Annotated in this window: 19 protein-coding genes; 8 read left to right on the forward strand and 11 right to left on the reverse strand. The window is 50.8% G+C overall.

The window, feature by feature from the left end:
- Positions 1 to 32: 32 nt before the first annotated feature.
- The 7 genes from hisD to hisIE are packed head-to-tail and all read left to right on the forward strand — an operon-like array spanning position 33 to position 6149.
- On the forward strand, positions 33 to 1337 hold the full coding sequence (gene hisD / locus FHN83_RS03085; protein ID WP_139563207.1) for a histidinol dehydrogenase: 1305 nt from the start codon (positions 33 to 35) through the stop codon (positions 1335 to 1337).
- A complete protein-coding gene (hisC, locus tag FHN83_RS03090) occupies positions 1334 to 2395 on the forward strand; it encodes a histidinol-phosphate transaminase (RefSeq protein ID WP_139563208.1) in 1062 nt (353 codons plus the stop codon). Before hisD ends, hisC begins: the two co-directional genes overlap by 4 nt.
- Positions 2392 to 3459, forward strand: a complete 1068-nt coding sequence (hisB, locus tag FHN83_RS03095) for a bifunctional histidinol-phosphatase/imidazoleglycerol-phosphate dehydratase HisB (RefSeq protein WP_039030238.1) — start codon at positions 2392 to 2394, stop codon at positions 3457 to 3459. The genes hisC and hisB overlap by 4 nt, the downstream gene beginning before the upstream one ends.
- Positions 3459 to 4049: an imidazole glycerol phosphate synthase subunit HisH gene (hisH, locus tag FHN83_RS03100; protein WP_138369973.1), complete on the forward strand. Its 591-nt coding sequence runs from the start codon at positions 3459 to 3461 to the stop codon at positions 4047 to 4049. Before hisB ends, hisH begins: the two co-directional genes overlap by 1 nt.
- Entirely contained in the window at positions 4049 to 4786 is a 738-nt protein-coding gene (hisA, locus tag FHN83_RS03105) for a 1-(5-phosphoribosyl)-5-[(5-phosphoribosylamino)methylideneamino]imidazole-4-carboxamide isomerase (protein WP_139563209.1), read from the forward strand. Before hisH ends, hisA begins: the two co-directional genes overlap by 1 nt.
- Positions 4768 to 5544, forward strand: a complete 777-nt coding sequence (gene hisF / locus FHN83_RS03110; RefSeq protein ID WP_139563210.1) for an imidazole glycerol phosphate synthase subunit HisF — start codon at positions 4768 to 4770, stop codon at positions 5542 to 5544. Before hisA ends, hisF begins: the two co-directional genes overlap by 19 nt.
- A complete protein-coding gene (gene hisIE / locus FHN83_RS03115) occupies positions 5538 to 6149 on the forward strand; it encodes a bifunctional phosphoribosyl-AMP cyclohydrolase/phosphoribosyl-ATP diphosphatase HisIE (RefSeq protein ID WP_139563211.1) in 612 nt (203 codons plus the stop codon). Before hisF ends, hisIE begins: the two co-directional genes overlap by 7 nt.
- 45 nt (positions 6150 to 6194) lie before the next feature.
- Here hisIE and wzzB read toward each other — a convergent pair whose 3' ends face one another.
- The gene (gene wzzB / locus FHN83_RS03120) at positions 6195 to 7175 is read right to left on the reverse strand and encodes an LPS O-antigen chain length determinant protein WzzB (protein ID WP_138369971.1); all 981 of its coding nucleotides are present in this window, start codon (positions 7173 to 7175) and stop codon (positions 6195 to 6197) included.
- Positions 7176 to 7369: 194 nt separating this feature from the next.
- Between wzzB and FHN83_RS03125 the strand changes: the two genes are divergently transcribed.
- On the forward strand, positions 7370 to 8374 hold the full coding sequence (locus FHN83_RS03125) for an NAD-dependent epimerase (RefSeq protein WP_138369970.1): 1005 nt from the start codon (positions 7370 to 7372) through the stop codon (positions 8372 to 8374).
- A gap of 46 nt (positions 8375 to 8420) precedes the next feature.
- On the opposite strand, the gene ugd is transcribed toward FHN83_RS03125, so the two are convergent.
- From ugd to rfbB, 10 genes are all read right to left on the reverse strand, one after another.
- Positions 8421 to 9587, reverse strand: coding sequence for a UDP-glucose 6-dehydrogenase (gene ugd / locus FHN83_RS03130; RefSeq protein WP_039030245.1), 1167 nt, complete (start codon positions 9585 to 9587; stop codon positions 8421 to 8423).
- Positions 9588 to 9839: 252 nt separating this feature from the next.
- Positions 9840 to 11246 carry an NADP-dependent phosphogluconate dehydrogenase gene (gndA, locus tag FHN83_RS03135; RefSeq protein WP_039030246.1) on the reverse strand — a complete coding sequence of 469 codons (1407 nt, stop codon included), beginning with the start codon at positions 11244 to 11246 and terminating at the stop codon, positions 9840 to 9842.
- Between the two features lie 149 nt (positions 11247 to 11395).
- Positions 11396 to 12508, reverse strand: a complete 1113-nt coding sequence (locus FHN83_RS03140; RefSeq protein WP_052246191.1) for a hypothetical protein — start codon at positions 12506 to 12508, stop codon at positions 11396 to 11398.
- Positions 12509 to 12550: 42 nt separating this feature from the next.
- The gene (locus FHN83_RS03145) at positions 12551 to 13441 is read right to left on the reverse strand and encodes a glycosyltransferase (RefSeq protein ID WP_138369969.1); all 891 of its coding nucleotides are present in this window, start codon (positions 13439 to 13441) and stop codon (positions 12551 to 12553) included.
- Between the two features lie 15 nt (positions 13442 to 13456).
- On the reverse strand, positions 13457 to 14359 hold the full coding sequence (locus tag FHN83_RS03150; RefSeq protein WP_138369968.1) for a rhamnosyltransferase: 903 nt from the start codon (positions 14357 to 14359) through the stop codon (positions 13457 to 13459).
- Between the two features lie 39 nt (positions 14360 to 14398).
- Complete coding sequence (locus FHN83_RS03155; RefSeq protein ID WP_138369967.1) at positions 14399 to 15370, reverse strand: glycosyltransferase family 2 protein; 972 nt, start codon at positions 15368 to 15370, stop codon at positions 14399 to 14401.
- Positions 15367 to 16629: a flippase gene (locus tag FHN83_RS03160; RefSeq protein ID WP_039030249.1), complete on the reverse strand. Its 1263-nt coding sequence runs from the start codon at positions 16627 to 16629 to the stop codon at positions 15367 to 15369. Before FHN83_RS03160 ends, FHN83_RS03155 begins: the two co-directional genes overlap by 4 nt.
- Before the next feature lie 138 nt (positions 16630 to 16767).
- Positions 16768 to 17646 carry a glucose-1-phosphate thymidylyltransferase RfbA gene (gene rfbA, locus FHN83_RS03165; RefSeq protein ID WP_139563212.1) on the reverse strand — a complete coding sequence of 293 codons (879 nt, stop codon included), beginning with the start codon at positions 17644 to 17646 and terminating at the stop codon, positions 16768 to 16770.
- A gap of 53 nt (positions 17647 to 17699) precedes the next feature.
- Positions 17700 to 18599, reverse strand: a complete 900-nt coding sequence (rfbD, locus tag FHN83_RS03170; RefSeq protein ID WP_139563213.1) for a dTDP-4-dehydrorhamnose reductase — start codon at positions 18597 to 18599, stop codon at positions 17700 to 17702.
- The gene (rfbB, locus tag FHN83_RS03175) at positions 18599 to 19684 is read right to left on the reverse strand and encodes a dTDP-glucose 4,6-dehydratase (RefSeq protein ID WP_039030252.1); all 1086 of its coding nucleotides are present in this window, start codon (positions 19682 to 19684) and stop codon (positions 18599 to 18601) included. Before rfbB ends, rfbD begins: the two co-directional genes overlap by 1 nt.
- Positions 19685 to 20024: the final 340 nt, after the last annotated feature.

The raw sequence follows: 20024 nt of genomic DNA on the forward strand, positions 1-20024 counted from the left end.
AAGCAATGCGCATCCGGTAAAAGGAAAATGATATGAGCTTTAATACCCTCATCGACTGGAACACCTGCGACGCAGAGCAACAACGCGCGCTGCTGATGCGCCCGGCTATCTCCGCCTCGGAGAGCATCACCCGCACCGTGGCGGAGATCCTGGACAATGTGAAAGCCCGCGGCGACGATGCCCTGCGGGAGTACAGCGCGAAATTCGACAAAACCGAGGTTAGCGCGCTGAAGGTGAGCGAGCAGGAGATCGCCCTGGCTGCGGCACGTCTGAGCGATGAATTAAAGCAGGCGATGGCCGTTGCGGTGCAGAACATTGATACCTTCCACACCGCCCAGCAACTGCCCGCCGTCGACGTGGAAACGCTGCCCGGCGTGCGCTGCCAGCAGGTGACCCGTCCGGTCGACTCGGTGGGCTTGTATATTCCGGGTGGCTCCGCCCCGCTCTTCTCTACCGTGCTGATGCTGGCGACGCCTGCCCGTATCGCCGGCTGTCGGAAAGTGGTGCTCTGCTCGCCGCCGCCGATTGCCGATGAGATTCTGTATGCCGCTCAGCTGTGCGGCGTGCAGGAGGTCTACAAGGTTGGCGGGGCACAGGCCATCGCGGCGCTGGCGCTGGGTACCGAATCCGTTCCGCGCGTGGATAAAATTTTTGGCCCGGGCAACGCCTTCGTCACCGAAGCCAAGCGCCAGGTCAGCCAGCGGCTGGACGGTGCAGCCATCGACATGCCGGCCGGTCCGTCGGAAGTGCTGGTCATCGCCGACAGCGGTGCAACGCCGGATTTCGTGGCCTCTGACCTGCTCTCTCAGGCCGAGCATGGCCCGGATTCACAGGTGATCCTGCTGACGCCGGATGCGGATATGGCAAAACGGGTCGGCGAAGCCGTGGAACGCCAGCTTGCGGATCTGCCCCGGGCAGAAACTGCCCGTCAGGCGCTCTCTGCCAGCCGCCTGATTGTGGCCCGGGATCTTGACCAGTGCATCGCCATTTCTAACCTGTATGGCCCGGAACACCTGATCATTCAGACCCGCAACGCCCGTGAACTGGTCGACAGCATCACCAGCGCCGGTTCGGTATTCCTCGGCGACTGGTCCCCGGAATCCGCAGGGGATTACGCCTCCGGCACCAACCACGTGCTGCCTACTTACGGTTATACCGCGACCTGCTCCAGCCTGGGACTGGCGGATTTCCAGAAGCGCATGACCGTGCAGGAACTCTCCCGCGAGGGCTTTGCCAGCCTGGCGGCAACCATTGAAACGCTGGCCGCCGCCGAACGTCTCACCGCCCACAAAAATGCCGTGACGCTGCGCGTTGCCGCCCTGAAGGAGCAAGCATGAATATTGAAGAGTTAGCCCGCGAGAACGTTCGCGCCCTGACCCCGTATCAGTCTGCCCGCCGCCTGGGGGGCAATGGCGATGTCTGGCTGAACGCCAATGAATTTCCGACGCCTGTCGCCTTTGAGCTGACCCAGCAGACGCTGAACCGCTACCCGGAGTGCCAGCCGAAAGCGGTGATCGAAAACTACGCCGCCTATGCTGGCGTGCAACCGGAGCAGGTGCTGGTAAGTCGCGGCGCAGATGAGGGTATCGAACTGCTGATCCGTGCCTTCTGCGAGCCGGGCCAGGACGCGGTGCTCTACTGCCCGCCGACCTACGGGATGTACACCGTGAGCGCCGAAACCTTCAACGTTGAGCTGCGCAAGGTGCCCTCTCTTGAAAACTGGCAGCTCGATTTGCAGGGTATCGCCAATAATCTCGACGGCGTGAAGGTGGTGTTTGTCTGCAGCCCGAACAACCCCACCGGCCAGCTGATTAACCCCCAGGACATTCGCACCCTGCTGGAGATGACCCGCGGCAAAGCCCTGGTGGTCGCCGATGAAGCCTATATTGAGTTCTGCCCGCAGGCGGCGCTGGCCGGGTGGCTGGCTGAGTATCCGCACCTGGTGATCCTGCGTACCCTGTCAAAAGCCTTTGCCCTTGCCGGGCTGCGCTGCGGCTTTACGCTGGCGAATAAAGAGGTGATCGATCTGCTGATGAAGGTGATTGCGCCCTATCCGCTCTCGACCCCGGTGGCGGATATCGCTGCTCAGGCCCTTGCGCCAGCGGGAATTACTGCCATGCGCGCTCGGGTGGCGCAGATCGTTGCCGAGCGCGAGTATCTCGTCAGCGCGCTGAAAAACATCGCCTGCGTTGAGCAGGTTTTCGAGTCAGAAACCAACTATATTCTGGCGCGCTTCACCGCCTCGAGTGCAGTATTTAAATCTTTGTGGGATCAGGGCATTATCCTTAGAGACCAGAACAAACAACCCTCTTTGAGTGGCTGCTTACGTATCTCCGTGGGCACCCGGGAAGAGAGCCAGCGCGTTATCGACGCCCTGAATGCGGAGAAAGTATGAGCCAGAAGTACCTCTTTATCGATCGTGACGGCACCATCATTTCAGAACCACCCACGGACTTTCAGGTCGATCGTTTCGACAAGCTGGCGTTTGAAGCCGACGTTATTCCTGTGCTGCTTAAGCTGCAGAAGGCCGGTTTTAAGCTGGTGATGATCACCAATCAGGACGGTCTGGGCACCGACAGCTTCCCCCAGGCCGATTTTGACGGTCCGCACGATCTGATGATGCAGATCCTCTCTTCACAGGGCGTGGCGTTTGATGAAGTGCTGATCTGCCCGCACTTACCCGCAGACAACTGTGACTGCCGTAAGCCGAAGGTGAAGCTGGTAGAGCAGTACCTCGCCGAAGCGGCACTGGATAAAGCCAACAGCTACGTGATTGGCGATCGCGCCACCGACATTGAGCTGGCCACCAACATGGGCATCGCGGGCCTGCGCTACAACCGCGATACCCTCAACTGGGCGATGATTGGCGAGCAGCTGACCAGACGCGACCGTTTCTCCCACGTTGAGCGCAACACCAAAGAGACGCAGATTGACGTGAAGGTGTGGCTGGATCGCGAAGGCGGCAGCAAGATCCACACCGGCGTCGGCTTCTTCGATCATATGCTGGATCAGATCGCCACCCACGGCGGATTCCGCATGGAGATCGGCGTAAAAGGCGATCTCTACATTGACGATCACCACACCGTGGAAGATACCGGCCTGGCGCTGGGCGAAGCGCTGAAGCTGGCGCTGGGCGACAAGCGCGGGATCAACCGCTTTGGCTTTGTGCTGCCGATGGACGAGTGCCTGGCCCGCTGCGCGCTGGATATCTCTGGCCGTCCGCACCTCGAATACAAAGCCGACTTTACCTACCAGCGCGTGGGCGACCTCAGCACCGAGATGGTTGAGCACTTCTTCCGCTCCCTCTCCTATACCATGGGCCTGACGCTGCACCTGAAAACCAAAGGCAAGAACGATCACCACCGCGTGGAGAGCCTGTTTAAGGCCTTTGGCCGCACCCTGCGCCAGGCCATTCGCGTGGAAGGCGATACCCTGCCGTCGTCGAAAGGAGTGCTGTAATGAACGTGGTGATCCTCGATACCGGCTGCGCCAACCTTAACTCTGTAAAATCCGCCATCGCCCGTCACGGCTACGACCCGCTGGTCAGCCGCGATCCGGATGTGGTCCTGCGCGCCAGCAAACTCTTTTTACCGGGCGTCGGTACGGCGCAGGCGGCGATGGATCAGATCCACCAGCGTGAGCTGGTCGAACTGATTAAAGCCTGTACCCAGCCGGTGCTGGGGATTTGTCTGGGGATGCAGCTGCTGGGCCGTCGCAGTGAAGAGTCTAACGGCGTGGATCTGCTGGGCATTATCGATGAAGACGTGCCAAAGATGACCGATCACGGTTTGCCGCTGCCGCACATGGGCTGGAACCGCGTCTATCCGAAGGCGGGCGATCGCCTGTTCCGCGGGATCGAGGACGGGGCGTACTTCTATTTCGTGCACAGCTATGCGATGCCGGTTAACGCCCACACCATCGCCCAGTGCCACTACGGTGAACCTTTCACCGCCGCAGTGCAGAAAGATAACTTCTACGGCGTGCAGTTCCACCCGGAGCGTTCCGGTGCCGCAGGGGCGCAGCTGCTGAAAAACTTCCTGGAGATGTAATGATTATTCCCGCTTTAGATTTAATTGACGGCACGGTTGTCCGTCTTCACCAGGGCGACTACGGCCAGCAACGCGACTATGGCAACGATCCGCTGCCACGGCTGCAGGACTATGCCGCTCAGGGTGCAGAAGTGCTGCACCTGGTTGACCTGACCGGCGCGAAAGATCCTGCCAGACGGCAGATCCCATTGCTGAAAAAACTGGTCGCGGGCGTGAACGTCCCGGTCCAGGTTGGCGGCGGCGTGCGTACAGAAGAGGACGTGGCGGCGCTGCTCGACGCGGGCGTGGCGCGCGTGGTGGTAGGCTCTACGGCAGTAAAAGATCCGGAGACGGTAAAAGGCTGGTTCAGACGCTTCGGTGCCGACGCGCTGGTGCTGGCGCTGGACGTGCGTATCGATGACCAGGGACAAAAACAGGTTGCGGTCAGCGGCTGGCAGGAGAACTCCGGCGTGACGCTGGAAGCGCTGGTGGAGCTCTATCTGCCGGAGGGGCTGAAGCATGTCCTCTGCACCGATATATCCCGTGACGGCACGCTGGCGGGCTCTAACGTGTCGCTGTACGAAGAGGTTTGCGCCCGTTATCCGCAGGTGGCGTTCCAGTCCTCAGGCGGCATTGGTGATTTAAATGATATCGCGGCCCTGCGTGGTACGGGCGTTCGTGGGGTTATCGTTGGTCGCGCCCTGCTGGAAGAAAAATTTACTGTGACGGAGGCGATTCAATGCTGGCAAAACGGATAATTCCTTGTCTCGACGTGCGTGATGGACAGGTCGTGAAAGGCGTGCAGTTCCGCAACCACGAAATCATCGGTGATATCGTTCCCCTGGCTAAACGCTATGCGGAAGAAGGGGCTGACGAACTGGTCTTCTATGACATCACTGCCTCCAGCGATGGACGCGTGGTGGATAAAAGCTGGGTCGCGCGCGTCGCGGAAGTGATCGACATTCCTTTCTGCGTGGCGGGCGGGATTAAATCGGCGGAAGATGCGGCCAAAATTCTCTCCTTCGGCGCGGATAAGATCTCCATTAACTCCCCTGCCCTGGCCGACCCCGAGCTGATCACCCGCCTGGCGGACCGCTTCGGCGTGCAGTGCATTGTGGTCGGGATCGATACCTGGTTTGACGAGACTACCGGCAAGTATCACGTCAATCAGTATACCGGCGACGAGAGCCGCACCCGCGTGACCCAATGGGAGACGCTGGACTGGGTGCAGGAAGTGCAGAAGCGCGGTGCGGGAGAGATCGTGCTGAACATGATGAACCAGGATGGCGTGCGTAACGGCTATGACCTGGCGCAGCTGAAAAAAGTGCGCGAAGTATGCCACGTGCCGCTGATTGCCTCGGGTGGTGCAGGCACGATGGAGCACTTCCTGGAAGCCTTCCGCGATGCCGACGTTGACGGCGCGCTGGCGGCCTCGGTGTTCCACAAGCAAATTATTAATATTGGTGAGTTAAAAACGTTCCTGGCGAATCAGGGCGTGGAGATCAGGGTATGTTAACAGAGCAACAACGTGCGCAGCTGGACTGGGAAAAAACCGACGGCCTGATGCCGGTGGTGGTGCAGCACGCGGTGTCCGGTGAAGTGCTGATGCTGGGCTATATGAATCAGGACGCCCTGGCGAAGACCCTCGACAGCGGCAAAGTGACCTTCTTCTCACGCACCAAACAGCGTCTGTGGACCAAAGGCGAGACCTCCGGCCATTTTCTGAATGTGGTGAGCATCACCCCGGACTGCGATAACGATACCCTGCTGGTGCTGGTTAACCCTATCGGACCAACCTGCCATCTCGGCACCAGCAGCTGCTTTGGCGACGCCAGCCACCAGTGGCTGTTCCTGTATCAGCTGGAGCAACTGCTGGCGGAACGCAAAACCGCTGACCCGCAGAGCTCCTACACTGCGAAGCTCTATGCCAGCGGCACCAAGCGCATCGCGCAGAAGGTCGGTGAGGAAGGTGTTGAGACAGCCCTGGCCGCCACCGTGAACGACCGGGACGAGCTGACGAATGAAGCCTCTGACCTGATGTATCACCTGCTGGTGCTGCTGCAGGATCAGGAGCTGGATTTAACAACGGTGATTGAGAATCTGCGCCAACGGCATAAATAAAAAAAACCGGGGAAACCCGGTTTTTTTTCAGCGGTTGAACCTGTATCAGGCTTTGGCGTTGTAGTTTCGCAGCGCGTTGCGGCCTAACACCACACCGGAGCCGATGATGCCGCCGAGCAGTACCGCGAGGATCAGCACGATTGAACGTTTCGGGCTGTCACGGCGGATCGGCAGATCTGGCTTCATCACGTAGCGATAGGCATGGATAGAGGTCGGATCGATTTTCAGCTTCTGAATATCCAGCAGCTTCTGTTTATTCTGGTAGTAGCTATCGGACAGCGTCAGAGGACGCGAAGACTCGTGGGCAATCATGGATTGCAACGCTTCGGTACCTAACAGGAACATCGTCTCCTGCGTTACATCCTGGGTCTGCTGAATTTTAGGCGTCGTAATGTTTGCCGCCTCGGCGTACTTCAGCGCTTCGGTAATCTGTCTGATACGCAGGTCTTTCTGCTCCTGAGCAATGGTCTCCTGGTTACCCAGAACGTCCTTCAGGGTCAGAACCTGCTGCTTGATGTTGTCGTTGAGATCAACTTCAAGCTCTTTTTGAATTTGCTCATCTACCTGCTGAATGTATTTCGCCACCTGCTTTTGCGCCGCTTCAGCCGAACCATTTACGTAGCTGATGCTCAACGGCAAAGGCTGGCCTTTCACTGATTGTTCAATGATCAGCTTTTCAGGAATGTCCTGGTTTTCCAGCGTCTGGGACAATGCGGAGAAAGAGGCGTTATAACGGGTAATCACGCTCTCCTGAATATCCGTTAATTTCGGCGCATTAGCACCGTAGAGAATGTTCAGCGCGTTGCTATAACCACCAATCTGGGCTGCATCGGGCTGGGTAATAATTGCGGTAGACGTCCACTTCTCTTTGGCAAAAGCCAGGTACACTCCAGCAAGAATCAGTGCGAGGGCGATAAACGCAGCAACGATCCATTTTCCCCGCCACAGCTGGACAACAAGATCAATCAAATCAATCTGCTCAGGGTCACTGCTTCGCGTGACCACGTTATTGTTGTTGTGAGTCATATAGTCCTTAGAATGCAAATAAGCGCAAAGAATAAAGTTTGAGATATAGTTTATCGATTGTTTTCGGATTATCTATAGGAATCCGATGAGCGATATCGAAAATATGATGTTTGGTAACCCTGCGCATCGCGTTATCATACCCCAAATCCGGTACTTAACGCACCGGACATGATAAGTAACAGATGAGGACAGTTATGAAATTTCTGGTCACTGGCGCAGCGGGCTTTATCGGCGCACATGTAAGCAAGCGGCTCCTGGATGCCGGGCATCAGGTTGTAGGTATCGACAACCTCAATGACTATTACGATGTGAACCTGAAGCAGGCGCGTCTTGATCTTTTGACATCCGCGAACTTTACCTTCCATAAGCTCGATCTGGCTGACCGTGAAGGCATGGCCACGCTCTTCGCCGATGAAAAATTCGATCGCGTCATTCATCTCGCCGCCCAGGCAGGCGTGCGCTACTCCCTGGATAATCCTCACGCTTACGCAGAAGCCAACCTGGTTGGTCATCTGAACGTGCTGGAAGGCTGTCGCCACAATAAGGTGCAGCACCTGCTGTACGCCTCTTCAAGTTCGGTTTACGGCCTGAACCGTAAAATGCCTTTCTCGACCGATGATTCCGTTGACCACCCGGTATCGCTCTACGCCGCGACCAAAAAAGCCAACGAGCTGATGTCGCACACCTACTCCCATCTGTACGGCCTGCCGACCACCGGCCTGCGCTTCTTTACCGTATACGGTCCGTGGGGCCGTCCGGATATGGCGCTGTTTAAATTCACCAAAGCCATGGTTGAAGGCAAGAGCATTGATGTTTATAACTTCGGTAAGATGAAGCGCGACTTCACCTACATCGATGATATCGCCGAGGCAATTGTTCGCCTGCAGGATGTGATCCCACAGGCTGACAGCCAGTGGACGGTGGAGTCAGGTTCCCCGGCCACCAGTTCAGCGCCTTATCGCGTCTATAACATCGGTAACAGCTCACCCGTTGAGCTGATGGACTACATCACGGCGCTGGAAGAGGCCTTAGGCATCGAAGCGGACAAAAACCTGATGCCGATCCAGCCAGGCGACGTCCTGGAGACCAGTGCGGATACGACTGCGCTGTATGAGGTCATCGGCTTTAAGCCGCAGACATCAGTGAAAGACGGCGTGAAGAACTTCGTTGACTGGTATCGCGACTTCTATAAGGTTTAAAAAAAAGCCCGGCATTATCGCCGGGCTTTTTTCTTTTACAGCATAATCAGTCGCTGCCAAACAGATCGCGGGTATAGACCTTATCCGCCACGTCAGACAACTCTTCCGCCATCCGGTTGGAGATAATCACATCCGCTTCTTTTTTGAAGGCATCCAGATCGCGAACCACACGTGAATGGAAGAATTCATCTTCCTTCATCACCGGTTCATAAATAATAACCTGGACGCCCTTCGCCTTAATACGCTTCATAATCCCCTGAATGGAGGACGCACGGAAGTTATCCGAGCCGCTCTTCATGATCAGACGGTACACACCCACTACTTTCGGCTGACGCGCCAGAATGGAGTCGGAGATAAAGTCTTTACGCGTGCGGTTCGCATCTACAATCGCAGAGATTAAGTTATTCGGTACCGCCTGATAGTTTGCCAGCAGCTGCTTGGTGTCTTTCGGCAGGCAATAGCCACCGTAACCGAAGGATGGGTTGTTATAGTGATTACCGATACGCGGATCGAGGCAGACGCCTTCGATGATCTGACGAGTGTTCAGCCCCAGGCTCTCTGCATAGCTGTCCAGTTCGTTAAAGTAGGCGACACGCATTGCCAGATAGGTGTTAGCAAAGAGTTTGATGGCTTCCGCTTCCGTCGCATCGGTAAACAGCACATCAATGTTCTGTTTGATAGCGCCTTCCTGCAGCAGCGCAGCAAAGCGTTCCGCACGCTCTGAGCGCTCACCAATGACGATACGGGATGGGTGCAGGTTATCGTACAATGCCCTGCCCTCACGCAAAAATTCTGGTGAGAAAATGACATTATCGATACCCAGCTCTTCTTTGATCGACTGAGTGAAGCCAACAGGAATGGTTGATTTGATGATCATCACGGCATTTGGGTTAATCGCCGTTACGTCTTTGATCACCGCTTCTACACTGGAAGTATTGAAGTAGTTGGTTTTAGGATCGTAATCAGTTGGCGTCGCAATGATGACAAAATCCGCACCACTGTAGGCATCAACTTTGTCCGTCGTGGCGCGGAAGTTCAGTGGCTTGTTGCTCAGGTAATCCTGGATCTCTTTATCTACAATTGGGGAGATCTTCTGGTTAAGCATATCAACCTTGGCCTGCACGATATCCAGTGCGACCACTTCGTGGTGCTGTGCAATCAGGATCCCGTTGGAGAGACCCACATAACCTGTTCCGGAGATTGTTATTTTCATTGAGTTAACTTCTTTAGATTGAGTGTCCGGGAGCGACGACCGCCCCACCGCAATAAGCAACTTTTGGGGTTTTTACCTCGTATGCTGAGTTGATGTCAAGGCGAATGGCTGGCTGCAGAAAGGCGTGATTACAGTGATTTATGCTGCAGTATAACCTGTCGGATGAATCAGGCGAGGTAATGCAGGGGATTACGCATAAAAAAAGCCCGGTGATGTTCACCGGGCTTCGCTACATGACTGAGTTAAATCAGATTAATCCAGCCACTCAGTGTGGAACACACCTTCTTTATCAGTACGCTTATAGGTGTGCGCGCCGAAGTAGTCACGCTGCGCCTGGATCAGATTGGCAGGCAGTACGGCCGCACGGTAGCTATCGTAATAAGCAACGGCTGCGGAGAAGGTTGGAACCGGAATACCGTTCTGTACCGCATACGCCACGACGTCACGCAGCGCCTGCTGGTAATCGTCAGCGATTTGCTTGAAGTACGGAGCCAGAAGCAGGTTAGCGATGTCCGCATTTTCAGCGTAAGCATCGGTGATTTTCTGCAGGAACTGAGCACGGATGATGCAACCGGCACGGAAGATCTTCGCGATCTCGCCGTAGTTCAGGTCCCAGTTGTTCTCGTCAGACGCAGCGCGCAGCTGTGAGAAGCCCTGAGCGTAAGAGACGATTTTGCCCAGATACAGCGCACGGCGCACTTTCTCGATGAATTCAGCTTTATCACCTGCCACTTTCGGCTGCGGTCCGGTTAGCACTTTAGAAGCCGCCACACGCTGCTCTTTCAGGGAAGAGATATAACGCGCGAAGACGGATTCAGTGATCAGTGACAGTGGCTCGCCCAGATCCAGGGAGCTCTGGCTGGTCCATTTACCGGTACCTTTGTTTGCCGCTTCATCAAGGATCACATCGACCAGATATTTACCGTCTTCATCTTTCTTGGTGAAGATGTCTTTGGTGATGTCGATCAGGTAGCTGCTCAACTCGCCGTTGTTCCAGTCGGTGAAGGTCTGCGCCAGCTCTTCGTTAGTGAGGTTCAGGCCGCCTTTCAGCAGAGAATAGGCCTCTGCGATCAGCTGCATATCACCGTATTCGATACCGTTATGAACCATCTTCACATAGTGACCCGCACCATCTGGACCGATATAGGTCACGCACGGCTCACCGTCTTCAGCAACGGCAGCAATTTTGGTCAGGATAGGCGCAACCAGCTCATAAGCGTCTTTCTGACCGCCAGGCATAATAGATGGCCCCTTCAGCGCGCCCTCTTCACCACCGGACACGCCGGTACCGATGAAGTTGAAGCCTTCAGCAGAAAGTTCGCGGTTACGACGGATGGTGTCGTGGAAGAAGGTGTTGCCGCCATCAATGATGATGTCGCCTTTTTCCAGGTACGGCTTCAGAGAGTCGATGGCAGCATCGGTGCCGGCGCCTGCTTTCACCATTAACAGGATACGACGAGGCGTTTCCAGGGATTCAACAAACTCCTGAACCGTATAGAAAGGAACGAGTTTTTTGCCTGGATTCTCGGCAATCACTTCTTCAGTTTTATCACGGGAGCGGTTGAAAACGGAGACGGTATAACCACGGCTTTCGATGTTCAGCGCCAGGTTGCGCCCCATCACTGCCATACCGACAACGCCGATCTGTTGTTTGGACATTACATACTCCTGTCAGGTGTGTTTAAGACAATTCTACATCGCGAATCACAATAACAAAATCGTCTTTTTTTTAACAAATAAAAATTAGCGATAAGAGTGATTACAGCCACTTTGGCTACAAGCACAAAATCAGCATGTTAAATGAGCAGTTATGCAGAAGTGTTTTTATTTGAATTAATTGCCATTGCCATTACGAATATCCCCATAGGGGTATAAAGGAAGGGATTTGTAATGGAAACGCCTGCTGAAAAAATAAGCGCGCAAACGATCTGTAGCTTGCGGAGGGTAAATGATTTCAAAATAGTCCCTATCGACAATATAAAAATAGGGAGCACAGATAAAATCACGCCTAACGCTCCTGTTTTATAAAAGAGTTCCAGTGGAACAACTTCAATTCTTCCTCTGTCCAGAATCTGCGCGCCAAAACCATGGCCGAAGACTGAAACCAGACCATTCATCGAGTTCATTATATAGGTGAAGTCCTGAAGTCGTACGGAGTCAGAGTCGCCTGCCCGTCCGCCAACGATAACCATCAAACCCAGCCCTGCCACAACGGCTAACGCAATATAAATTAGATTTTTCATTGCGCCGTTGATTCTGAAACTTGCGATCATCATCGCGATCCCAGCAAACAGGAATACGCCTCGGGTTTCAGTTAAAAATAGTGCAATAACGGTAAGGATAAAGAAAAGATATCGTTTTTCGATAAAGAAGAAAATCGCACCGATGCCGAGGAAGAAAAATGATTTTGCAAAAAAGGCGCCACTCGGCCTGAAGAAAAATTCTGATGTCAGTGAAAGAGCGTTGTAAATAGCGACGGAATTGAGTAGTCCGCCCTTTAGCATAACAATATAAAGGATGTAAATCGAAGAGGCGATAACGCAAAAAAACTTTACTACTTTAACAAATATGGCTAACGAGTATTCTGTCAACGACTCATTTAATGTACAAAGATATAACAGTATTAACATGTAGATGTAAGGCTGAAAATCAAAGGCCATTTCAGACACATCATTTCCGTTAATCGCGCCCGCAAGACAACCGTAGACCGGAAGAGCAATTATTGCAAATATGGTTAGCAGCGTTTTACTGTTTGATCTGGCAGTTAATGTAATTGCGTTTAAAATAAACAGTACGATCGCCAAACCGAAGAAGACATAACGCAACGGCGGTACACCAAGAGGGTCTAACAATCTACCGCCGCCGCCAAAGACAATTTCCATGGTGAGAAGCAGGATAAAAATCCTGTTTAACTTATTCATCGTTTTTTCTCAAAAATTATCATGAGTTTAATTTACAATTATTCAAAAGAAGTTGAGCAGCAAAAGCATACGTAAAATGATTTTATCCCGACCACGTCGTCTCAATTTAGACACAAAAGGCATGAGCATAATGTTATTGCTGTAATTACGCGCATTTGTTATGCGCTTAATCGGGCTAAAGTTGGTTACAAACAGACTTTTTAATTTATAGACTTCAGTTCGGTACCAACCTGAATTGACCAACTTCACCCTTTTCACCCACATTTTAAATGATATGTTGGCGCCGACCTGATTTGAAGAATGCTGGCGATACTTCATTCCGGGGACTGAATCAATATACCAGGTATAGTTGTGTGAACGCGCGTAGGCATAAATCAACCAGTCATGCAAAGATACATCCTGGGCTAATTCATTTGATAACAGGAACTCACGAAATGCGGTTCCTAATTTATTGGTAAAAACATACGTACAGCCCGGGCCTGCTGCTTCAAAGTAATAGTCAAATGCAGCCTGGGGTTGCGCTTTGTCGATCAGACATGTCCTGCCATCTTCCCAGAAAGCAAGGACATTACTTGAATAGGCGTCAACATGTTTACTCGCAATGGTTTCAATTGCGCGCTGGAGTTTATCTGCATACCAGATATCGTCCTGATCGGCGAAAGAGATATAATCATAGCCGTCAAAATTCACATCCATTACCAGGCGGTAAAAGTTCTTTCCGGCAGAACCATATTTATCACCGTAGGGCAAAAAATGAACATTCTTGAAATGAGTGTATTTCTCTGTCAGATATTCCCACGAACCATCGCTTGAAAGATCTATACTGATAAACACATCAACGTTAACTTCAGTTTGCGCTAAGATAGACTCTAATTGTTCATCAATCCAGTTCCGGCCATTATAAACCGCAAGTAAAACTGCCACTTTATTCATTATAAAATCTCAAAATTACTTATGTGCTGTATTAGACGTGCGAGGATTCTCACCTGCTACATTTCGGATACCATCCCAAACGCCAGAGACAAAGGATTTGAAGTAGTTTTTCTTGTCATTTTCATGAAAAATGAGAATGACACTGTGCACTACACAAAATGTAATTTCGCGAAGTGCCAGCAATTTAGGCACATGAGGATAGCGTAGCAAACGAAATGCATTTCTTACACGGTAATATCGTCTTGCAGCCGAGTGGACAGGTACAGTAAAGCCAAACACTGAAAAAGATGAGTTTCCAATAGAATGAATCATGACTGCATTCGGATTTATATATACCAGATGGTCTTTATCGAAACAGCGAAGACACCACTCGGTATCAACATAATCGATAAATAATGAGGCATCCATCATGCCAACCTGGTCGAAGAGAGCGGTTTTAACCAGTGAGCCCGATGAAATAACTACCGATGAAGTGAAGGTCTTTTTCTCGCCACGAGAATAAAGTTTTTCACGAAAGCCATTCTTTTTTATGTGCGTTATGGCATATTCAAAGCCGCGAGCCTCGTCATAAAAAACGGGTGCTGCTATCAGCGCATTATTTTCTGCGGAAAACTGAAGCATGTTTGTGATGAAAGTATCAGGAATTTTGCTATCCTGATCAAAGAAAATAACATTTTCATATCCACTTTCAATACAATACTCAATACCGATGTTCTGCGCTAAGGCGATTCCCTTATTACCTTTCAACCAGCGGTACTCGATCCCTGTTCCTTTCAACTCTTCAGTTTCAGAAGGGCTGTTATCCACGACTACAACATCACATCCCTGGATTTTCAATGATGTTATGGTTTGTGTTAAATCAGAGAGTACCGGGTTATAGGCTACTATAATGGCGCAAATTTCTTTTGTATTATTCATTTAAATTTTCTCAAATAGCATCCTGAGCTCAACATAGCATTATGAAAAATTCAATCTAATGAATAATCCATCAAGCAAATCCCTAATGATTGATTTTTTAGTTGAGTATTTCGTATAACTGGAATTGAATACTGCTGACAGCAGGTTTTTCCTTTTTCCACCATCAAATATTCCGCCACGATAAACAGTATTAACACAATCCAGATAGTTAAGGATGCTTTCAGACGTTTGATTAATTTGTGAAGTCTGCTGTGATTTACGGATCGCATGAACTAAATCATAGATTTCCCGATAATGGGCGATTCGTTTATTTCTTTTTTTACTATCAAACGCAGCTTTCAATTTACCGGCAAAAGTACTTTTTTTTGCACCAATTTGATTATTTTCATGCTGCCTGTACAGAATCAATTTGTCTTCGACGGGGACCAACGATCCCAGAGCACATGCATTGCTGGCGAGCCAATAGTCATGCGGAATTTTTGCCGGGAACGGCATAACGGTATCAAGAAAGCCTTTACGTACAGCCATAGTGGCACCCGTCACGACATTATTGATGAGAATTTTGTCTAACCTTATATCGCCGTTGGCTGGCGTGAAATTCACGTGCTGCCAGAGCGTCCCCAACCTCTCCATAGTATTGTTTATCAGCCAGGCATCAGAAAAAACAACGTTGGCATGACTTTGATTTGAAAAAACCGCCAGTAATGTTTCTGCTTTGTTTTCTACCCAAATATCATCCTGATCTGAAAAGAATACAAAGTCAGAGGTAACATGCTCAGTAAGTTTCTCAAAGTTTTTGATATAGCCTAAATTGAGTCCATCATGAATGATATCAATATCAATTTGCGACTCTGCTTTTAAGGCTTGAAGAACAGTGAGGGTATCATCCGTTGATCCATCATCTCGTATGATGATTCGGGATGGCTTAACTGACTGAGCAAGAATACTTTCGACTTGCTCGCGAACATAGCGCTCACCATTGTAAGTCGCAAGAATAACTTCGTAACTCATATTTTCCCTCTATGTTTCGTTATACATTCCCGGGAAACGATAATGAGTAAAACGCAATCCACAAATACCCGAATAGTCCATGCATACGCAGCGCCAAGTACGCCATAAGAGTTAACAAGAAAATACAGCAGGGCCAGATAAGGTATGACCTCAATGCAGTGTAAAAAGGCGGTATATTTCGCTTTTCCCAGAGACTGTATGACGGTAAAAGGGATCTGGGCGATAGAGTTAAAGAAAAAGCCCACTAATAAAATCTGGAAAATAGCCTGTGAATGGATGGCATACTGTTCGCCAAGCCATAGCTGCATAATCAGTTTTGCCAGGAAAATCAGGATGACGACTAAGGGTAAACACCCAAGCCCCATTATCAGATAGGCGAATCTGATATTTTTCTTTAACTCATCATAGGTTTTTGCTGCGCTGAGTTTAGGGAAAACAGCTCTCGAAAGCGCACCGGGAAGAAGACCTAAACGCGATACGATTTCAGACGGGGCGGTATAATAACCGACTTTATCAGCACCTAATGAGCCTGAGATAACGAACCGATCAAAGTATACCATCACAGGGCTAATGATGTTGCTAACAGTGATCCAGCCTCCGAAGAAAATCATTCGTCGGAACGTTTCTCTGTAAAAAATAAAACCGGCATTAATGATTTCATTTCTGACAATCACGAATGCAATGATTAATGACAATAGTCTGCCAACGGCTAAGCCAAGTATTGCAGAAAACAGGGATGGAGAAAACAATACAAACAAGGCCGGTAAGCCTGCGATAATAGAACTACCGAAACTTCTCTGTATATTTAATATTGCGAAACGTTCATCGCCCTCAAGTATGGACATCCATAATTGGTTAAGCAGGAAAGCAGGTATTGTCCAGACGAGGACACGAATAGAGTTTTGAACATCAGTATGATTGGATGCTGTAATATTCAAAAGCGAAATAATATTTGGCGTAAAGACGGAAATGAGGATTGCGCCAAAAACGCTGAACAAAAATAGAAATATAGTTGCTGTAGAAATTATTTTTTTGCGTTCATCATTATTGCCCCGGTAAACGGCAATTTCTCTAACAATTGCACGAGTCAAACCGATATCAAATATGCCTGCATAACCAACAATAGCAATTGCTAAAGTGTAAACGCCAAAAAGTTCAACCCCTAATACCCTAGCAAGATAACCCATTGCCGGGATAGCGATAGCAGTAGGTATAACATAGCCTGCTAAATTCCAGACACTATTCTTAATTAATCCCATTCCGTTTACATTATCTCATCTTAATAAATAAAGGGGCCGTTAGCCCCTTTTAATAACTTTAAGCAAAATATGATGCATTATTCCCCTCCTGGATTTTCATCATTCGGGGTCGGTGCGAAATCATCTGGCCTTTAAATATCAGTAACCTTTGAGCATCTTCAACAAATACTGACCATAAGCATTCTTGGCCAGTGGTTTTGCCAGCGTTCTGACCTGCTCCGCATCAATAAACCCTTTGCGATAAGCAATCTCTTCCGGGCACGCCACTTTCAGTCCCTGACGCTCTTCAATGGTCGCAATAAAGTTGCTGGCTTCAATCAGGCTCTGATGTGTACCGGTATCGAGCCAGGCAAAACCGCGTCCCATCATGGCAACGGACAGACGGCCCTGCTCCATGTACAGACGGTTGAGGTCAGTGATTTCCAGCTCGCCACGTGGTGACGGCTTCAGGCTTTTCGCCATTTCTACGACACTATTGTCATAGAAATAAAGACCGGTAACAGCGTAGTTACTCTTCGGTTCTAATGGCTTTTCTTCGAGACTGACAGCGGTGCCCTGTTTATCAAACTCAACGACGCCATAACGCTCTGGATCGTTAACATGGTAAGCAAAGACGGTGGCACCGCTCTCTTTATTTACAGCGGAGTCCATCAGCTTCGGCAGGTCATGGCCATAGAAGATGTTGTCGCCCAGTACCAGCGCACAATCATCATCACCAATGAACTCTTCGCCAAGGATAAACGCCTGGGCCAGACCGTCTGGACTCGGCTGGACTTTATATTGCAGGTTAAGGCCCCACTGGCTACCGTCACCGAGCAGCTGCTCGAAACGTGGCGTGTCCTGCGGAGTACTGATAATCAGGATGTCACGAATACCCGCCAGCATCAGCGTGGTCAACGGGTAGTAAATCATTGGTTTGTCGTAGATTGGCAGAAGCTGCTTGCTGACCGCCATCGTCACCGGGTACAGACGGGTTCCTGAGCCACCGGCTAAAATAATCCCTTTACGCGTTTTCATTTCATCATCTCTTTAATGTGCAAAATGCCCGTAAACGGGCATTTAATTAAAAGTCAGACCGCAGTGGTCGTAAATAGCTCAGCCAGCATCCGTTTAACACCGGTTTCCCATTCAGGTAATACCAGGTCGAAGTTCTGCTGGAATTTCTCAGTATTCAGACGGGAGTTATTCGGACGACGCGCAGGAGTAGGATAAGCGCTGGTAGGAACAGCATTAAGCTTCTTGATCGCCAGTTCAATGCCAGCCTTACGTGCTTCGTCGAACACCAGCGCAGCGTAGTCGTGCCAGGTGGTCACGCCACCCGCAACCAGATGGTAGAGTCCAGCCACTTCCGGCTGCTTCATTGCCACACGAATTGCATGCGCTGTACAGTCAGCCAGCAACTCAGCGCCCGTTGGTGCACCAAACTGATCGTTAATAACCTCCATCTCTTCGCGTTCTTTTGCAAAACGCAGCATGGTTTTCGCAAAGTTATTGCCTTTGCCCGCATAAACCCAACTGGTGCGGAAAATTAAGTGCCGGGCACAATTTTCCTGCAGTGCTTTTTCACCTGCCAGTTTGGTCTCGCCGTATACGTTTAGCGGCGCGGTCGCATCCGTTTCCAGCCAGGGCTTCTCCCCGTTGCCAGGGAAAACGTAATCGGTGGAGTAGTGAACAACCCATGCGCCAATTGTTTCCGCCTCTTTCGCAATGGCTTCAACGCTCGTGGCATTGAGCAACTGTGCGAATTCCGGCTCTGACTCCGCTTTATCCACGGCGGTATGCGCCGCCGCGTTGACAATAACGTCCGGCTTAATGCGACGTACAGTTTCCGCCACGCCTTCGGGATTGCTGAAATCACCGCAATACTCGCTGGAGTGCACATCGACGGCAATCAGGTTACCTAACGGGGCGAGCGCGCGCTGCAACTCCCAACCCACCTGCCCTGTTTTGCCGAACAGAAGGATATTCATTACTGACGTTCCCCGTAGTTCTGTTCAATCCATGATTGATAGTTACCGCTTTTCACGTTCTCAACCCACTGGGTGTTCGCCAGGTACCACTGCACCGTTTTACGGATACCGCTTTCAAACGTTTCCTGCGGTTTCCAGCCTAAGGTCTGGCTAATCTTATCGGCATCGATGGCATAACGACGGTCATGGCCCGGGCGGTCAGTCACATAGGTGATCTGGTCGCGATATGAACCCTCTTTCGGCACGATCTCATCCAGCAGATCGCAGATGGTATGCACCACATCCAGGTTCTGCTTCTCGTTATGGCCGCCGATATTGTAGGTCTCGCCAGGCTTACCCTGGGTCACAACGGTGTAGAGCGCACGGGCGTGATCTTCAACATACAGCCAGTCGCGGATCTGATCGCCTTTGCCATAAATCGGCAGCGCTTTCCCGTCCAGCGCGTTGAGGATTACCAGCGGGATCAGTTTTTCCGGGAAGTGATAAGGGCCGTAATTATTGGAGCAGTTAGTCACAATCGTCGGGAACCCGTAGGTACGTAACCATGCGCGAACGAGGTGATCGCTCGAGGCCTTCGAAGCAGAGTACGGACTGCTTGGCGCATATGCTGTCGTTTCAGTGAACAGCGGCAAATCAGTAGAGGCAGGATGTTCGTCCGGGTGCGGCAGATCGCCGTACACTTCATCGGTAGAGATGTGGTGGAAACGGAAGGCTTTTTTCGCAGTTTCATCCAGCGTTGACCAGTACGCGCGAGCCGCTTCAAGCAGGACGTAGGTGCCGACGATGTTGGTTTCAATAAACGCCGCCGGACCGGTAATAGAGCGGTCAACGTGGCTTTCTGCCGCCAGATGCATCACTGCATCAGGCTTATGCTCGGCAAAAATACGGTCCATCGCCGCTTTATCGCAAATATCCGCATGTTCAAAAATATAACGCTGGCTGTCGCTCACTTCAGCCAGAGATTCCAGGTTACCGGCGTAGGTCAATTTATCGACATTAACCACTGTATCCTGGGTGTTTTGAATAATATGTCGTACAACCGCAGAGCCGATAAAACCCGCACCGCCAGTAACAAGAATTTTCACGCGTTATTTTCCGTTAAATGAATACATCGGGATGGTGGCATTCTGAATAATAAATGAACTAAATATCCAGAAACCGGACACGCTACCGCCCCTGGCTTAACAGCTACCAGTGCACTGAACGTGATCGTAATAGAGGTATTTTGCCGTCTATTCCCGTCAACATGGCGACAGGATAGCGCGCAAATCAATTAATAATTGTCGTCTTAAATGCCAGCAGAAACAAGGGAAAAATCTGACTAACGAGACAAAAAGCAAGCAATTAACTTACTGATATTTAAGAATATATTAAAAAAAGAAAACGGCAGCGTCATTCTCATGGCCCTGATAGCCCGGAATGATC

The sequence above is a fragment of the Leclercia adecarboxylata genome, from assembly GCF_006171285.1.
Taxonomy (GTDB): domain Bacteria; phylum Pseudomonadota; class Gammaproteobacteria; order Enterobacterales; family Enterobacteriaceae; genus Enterobacter; species Enterobacter barmai.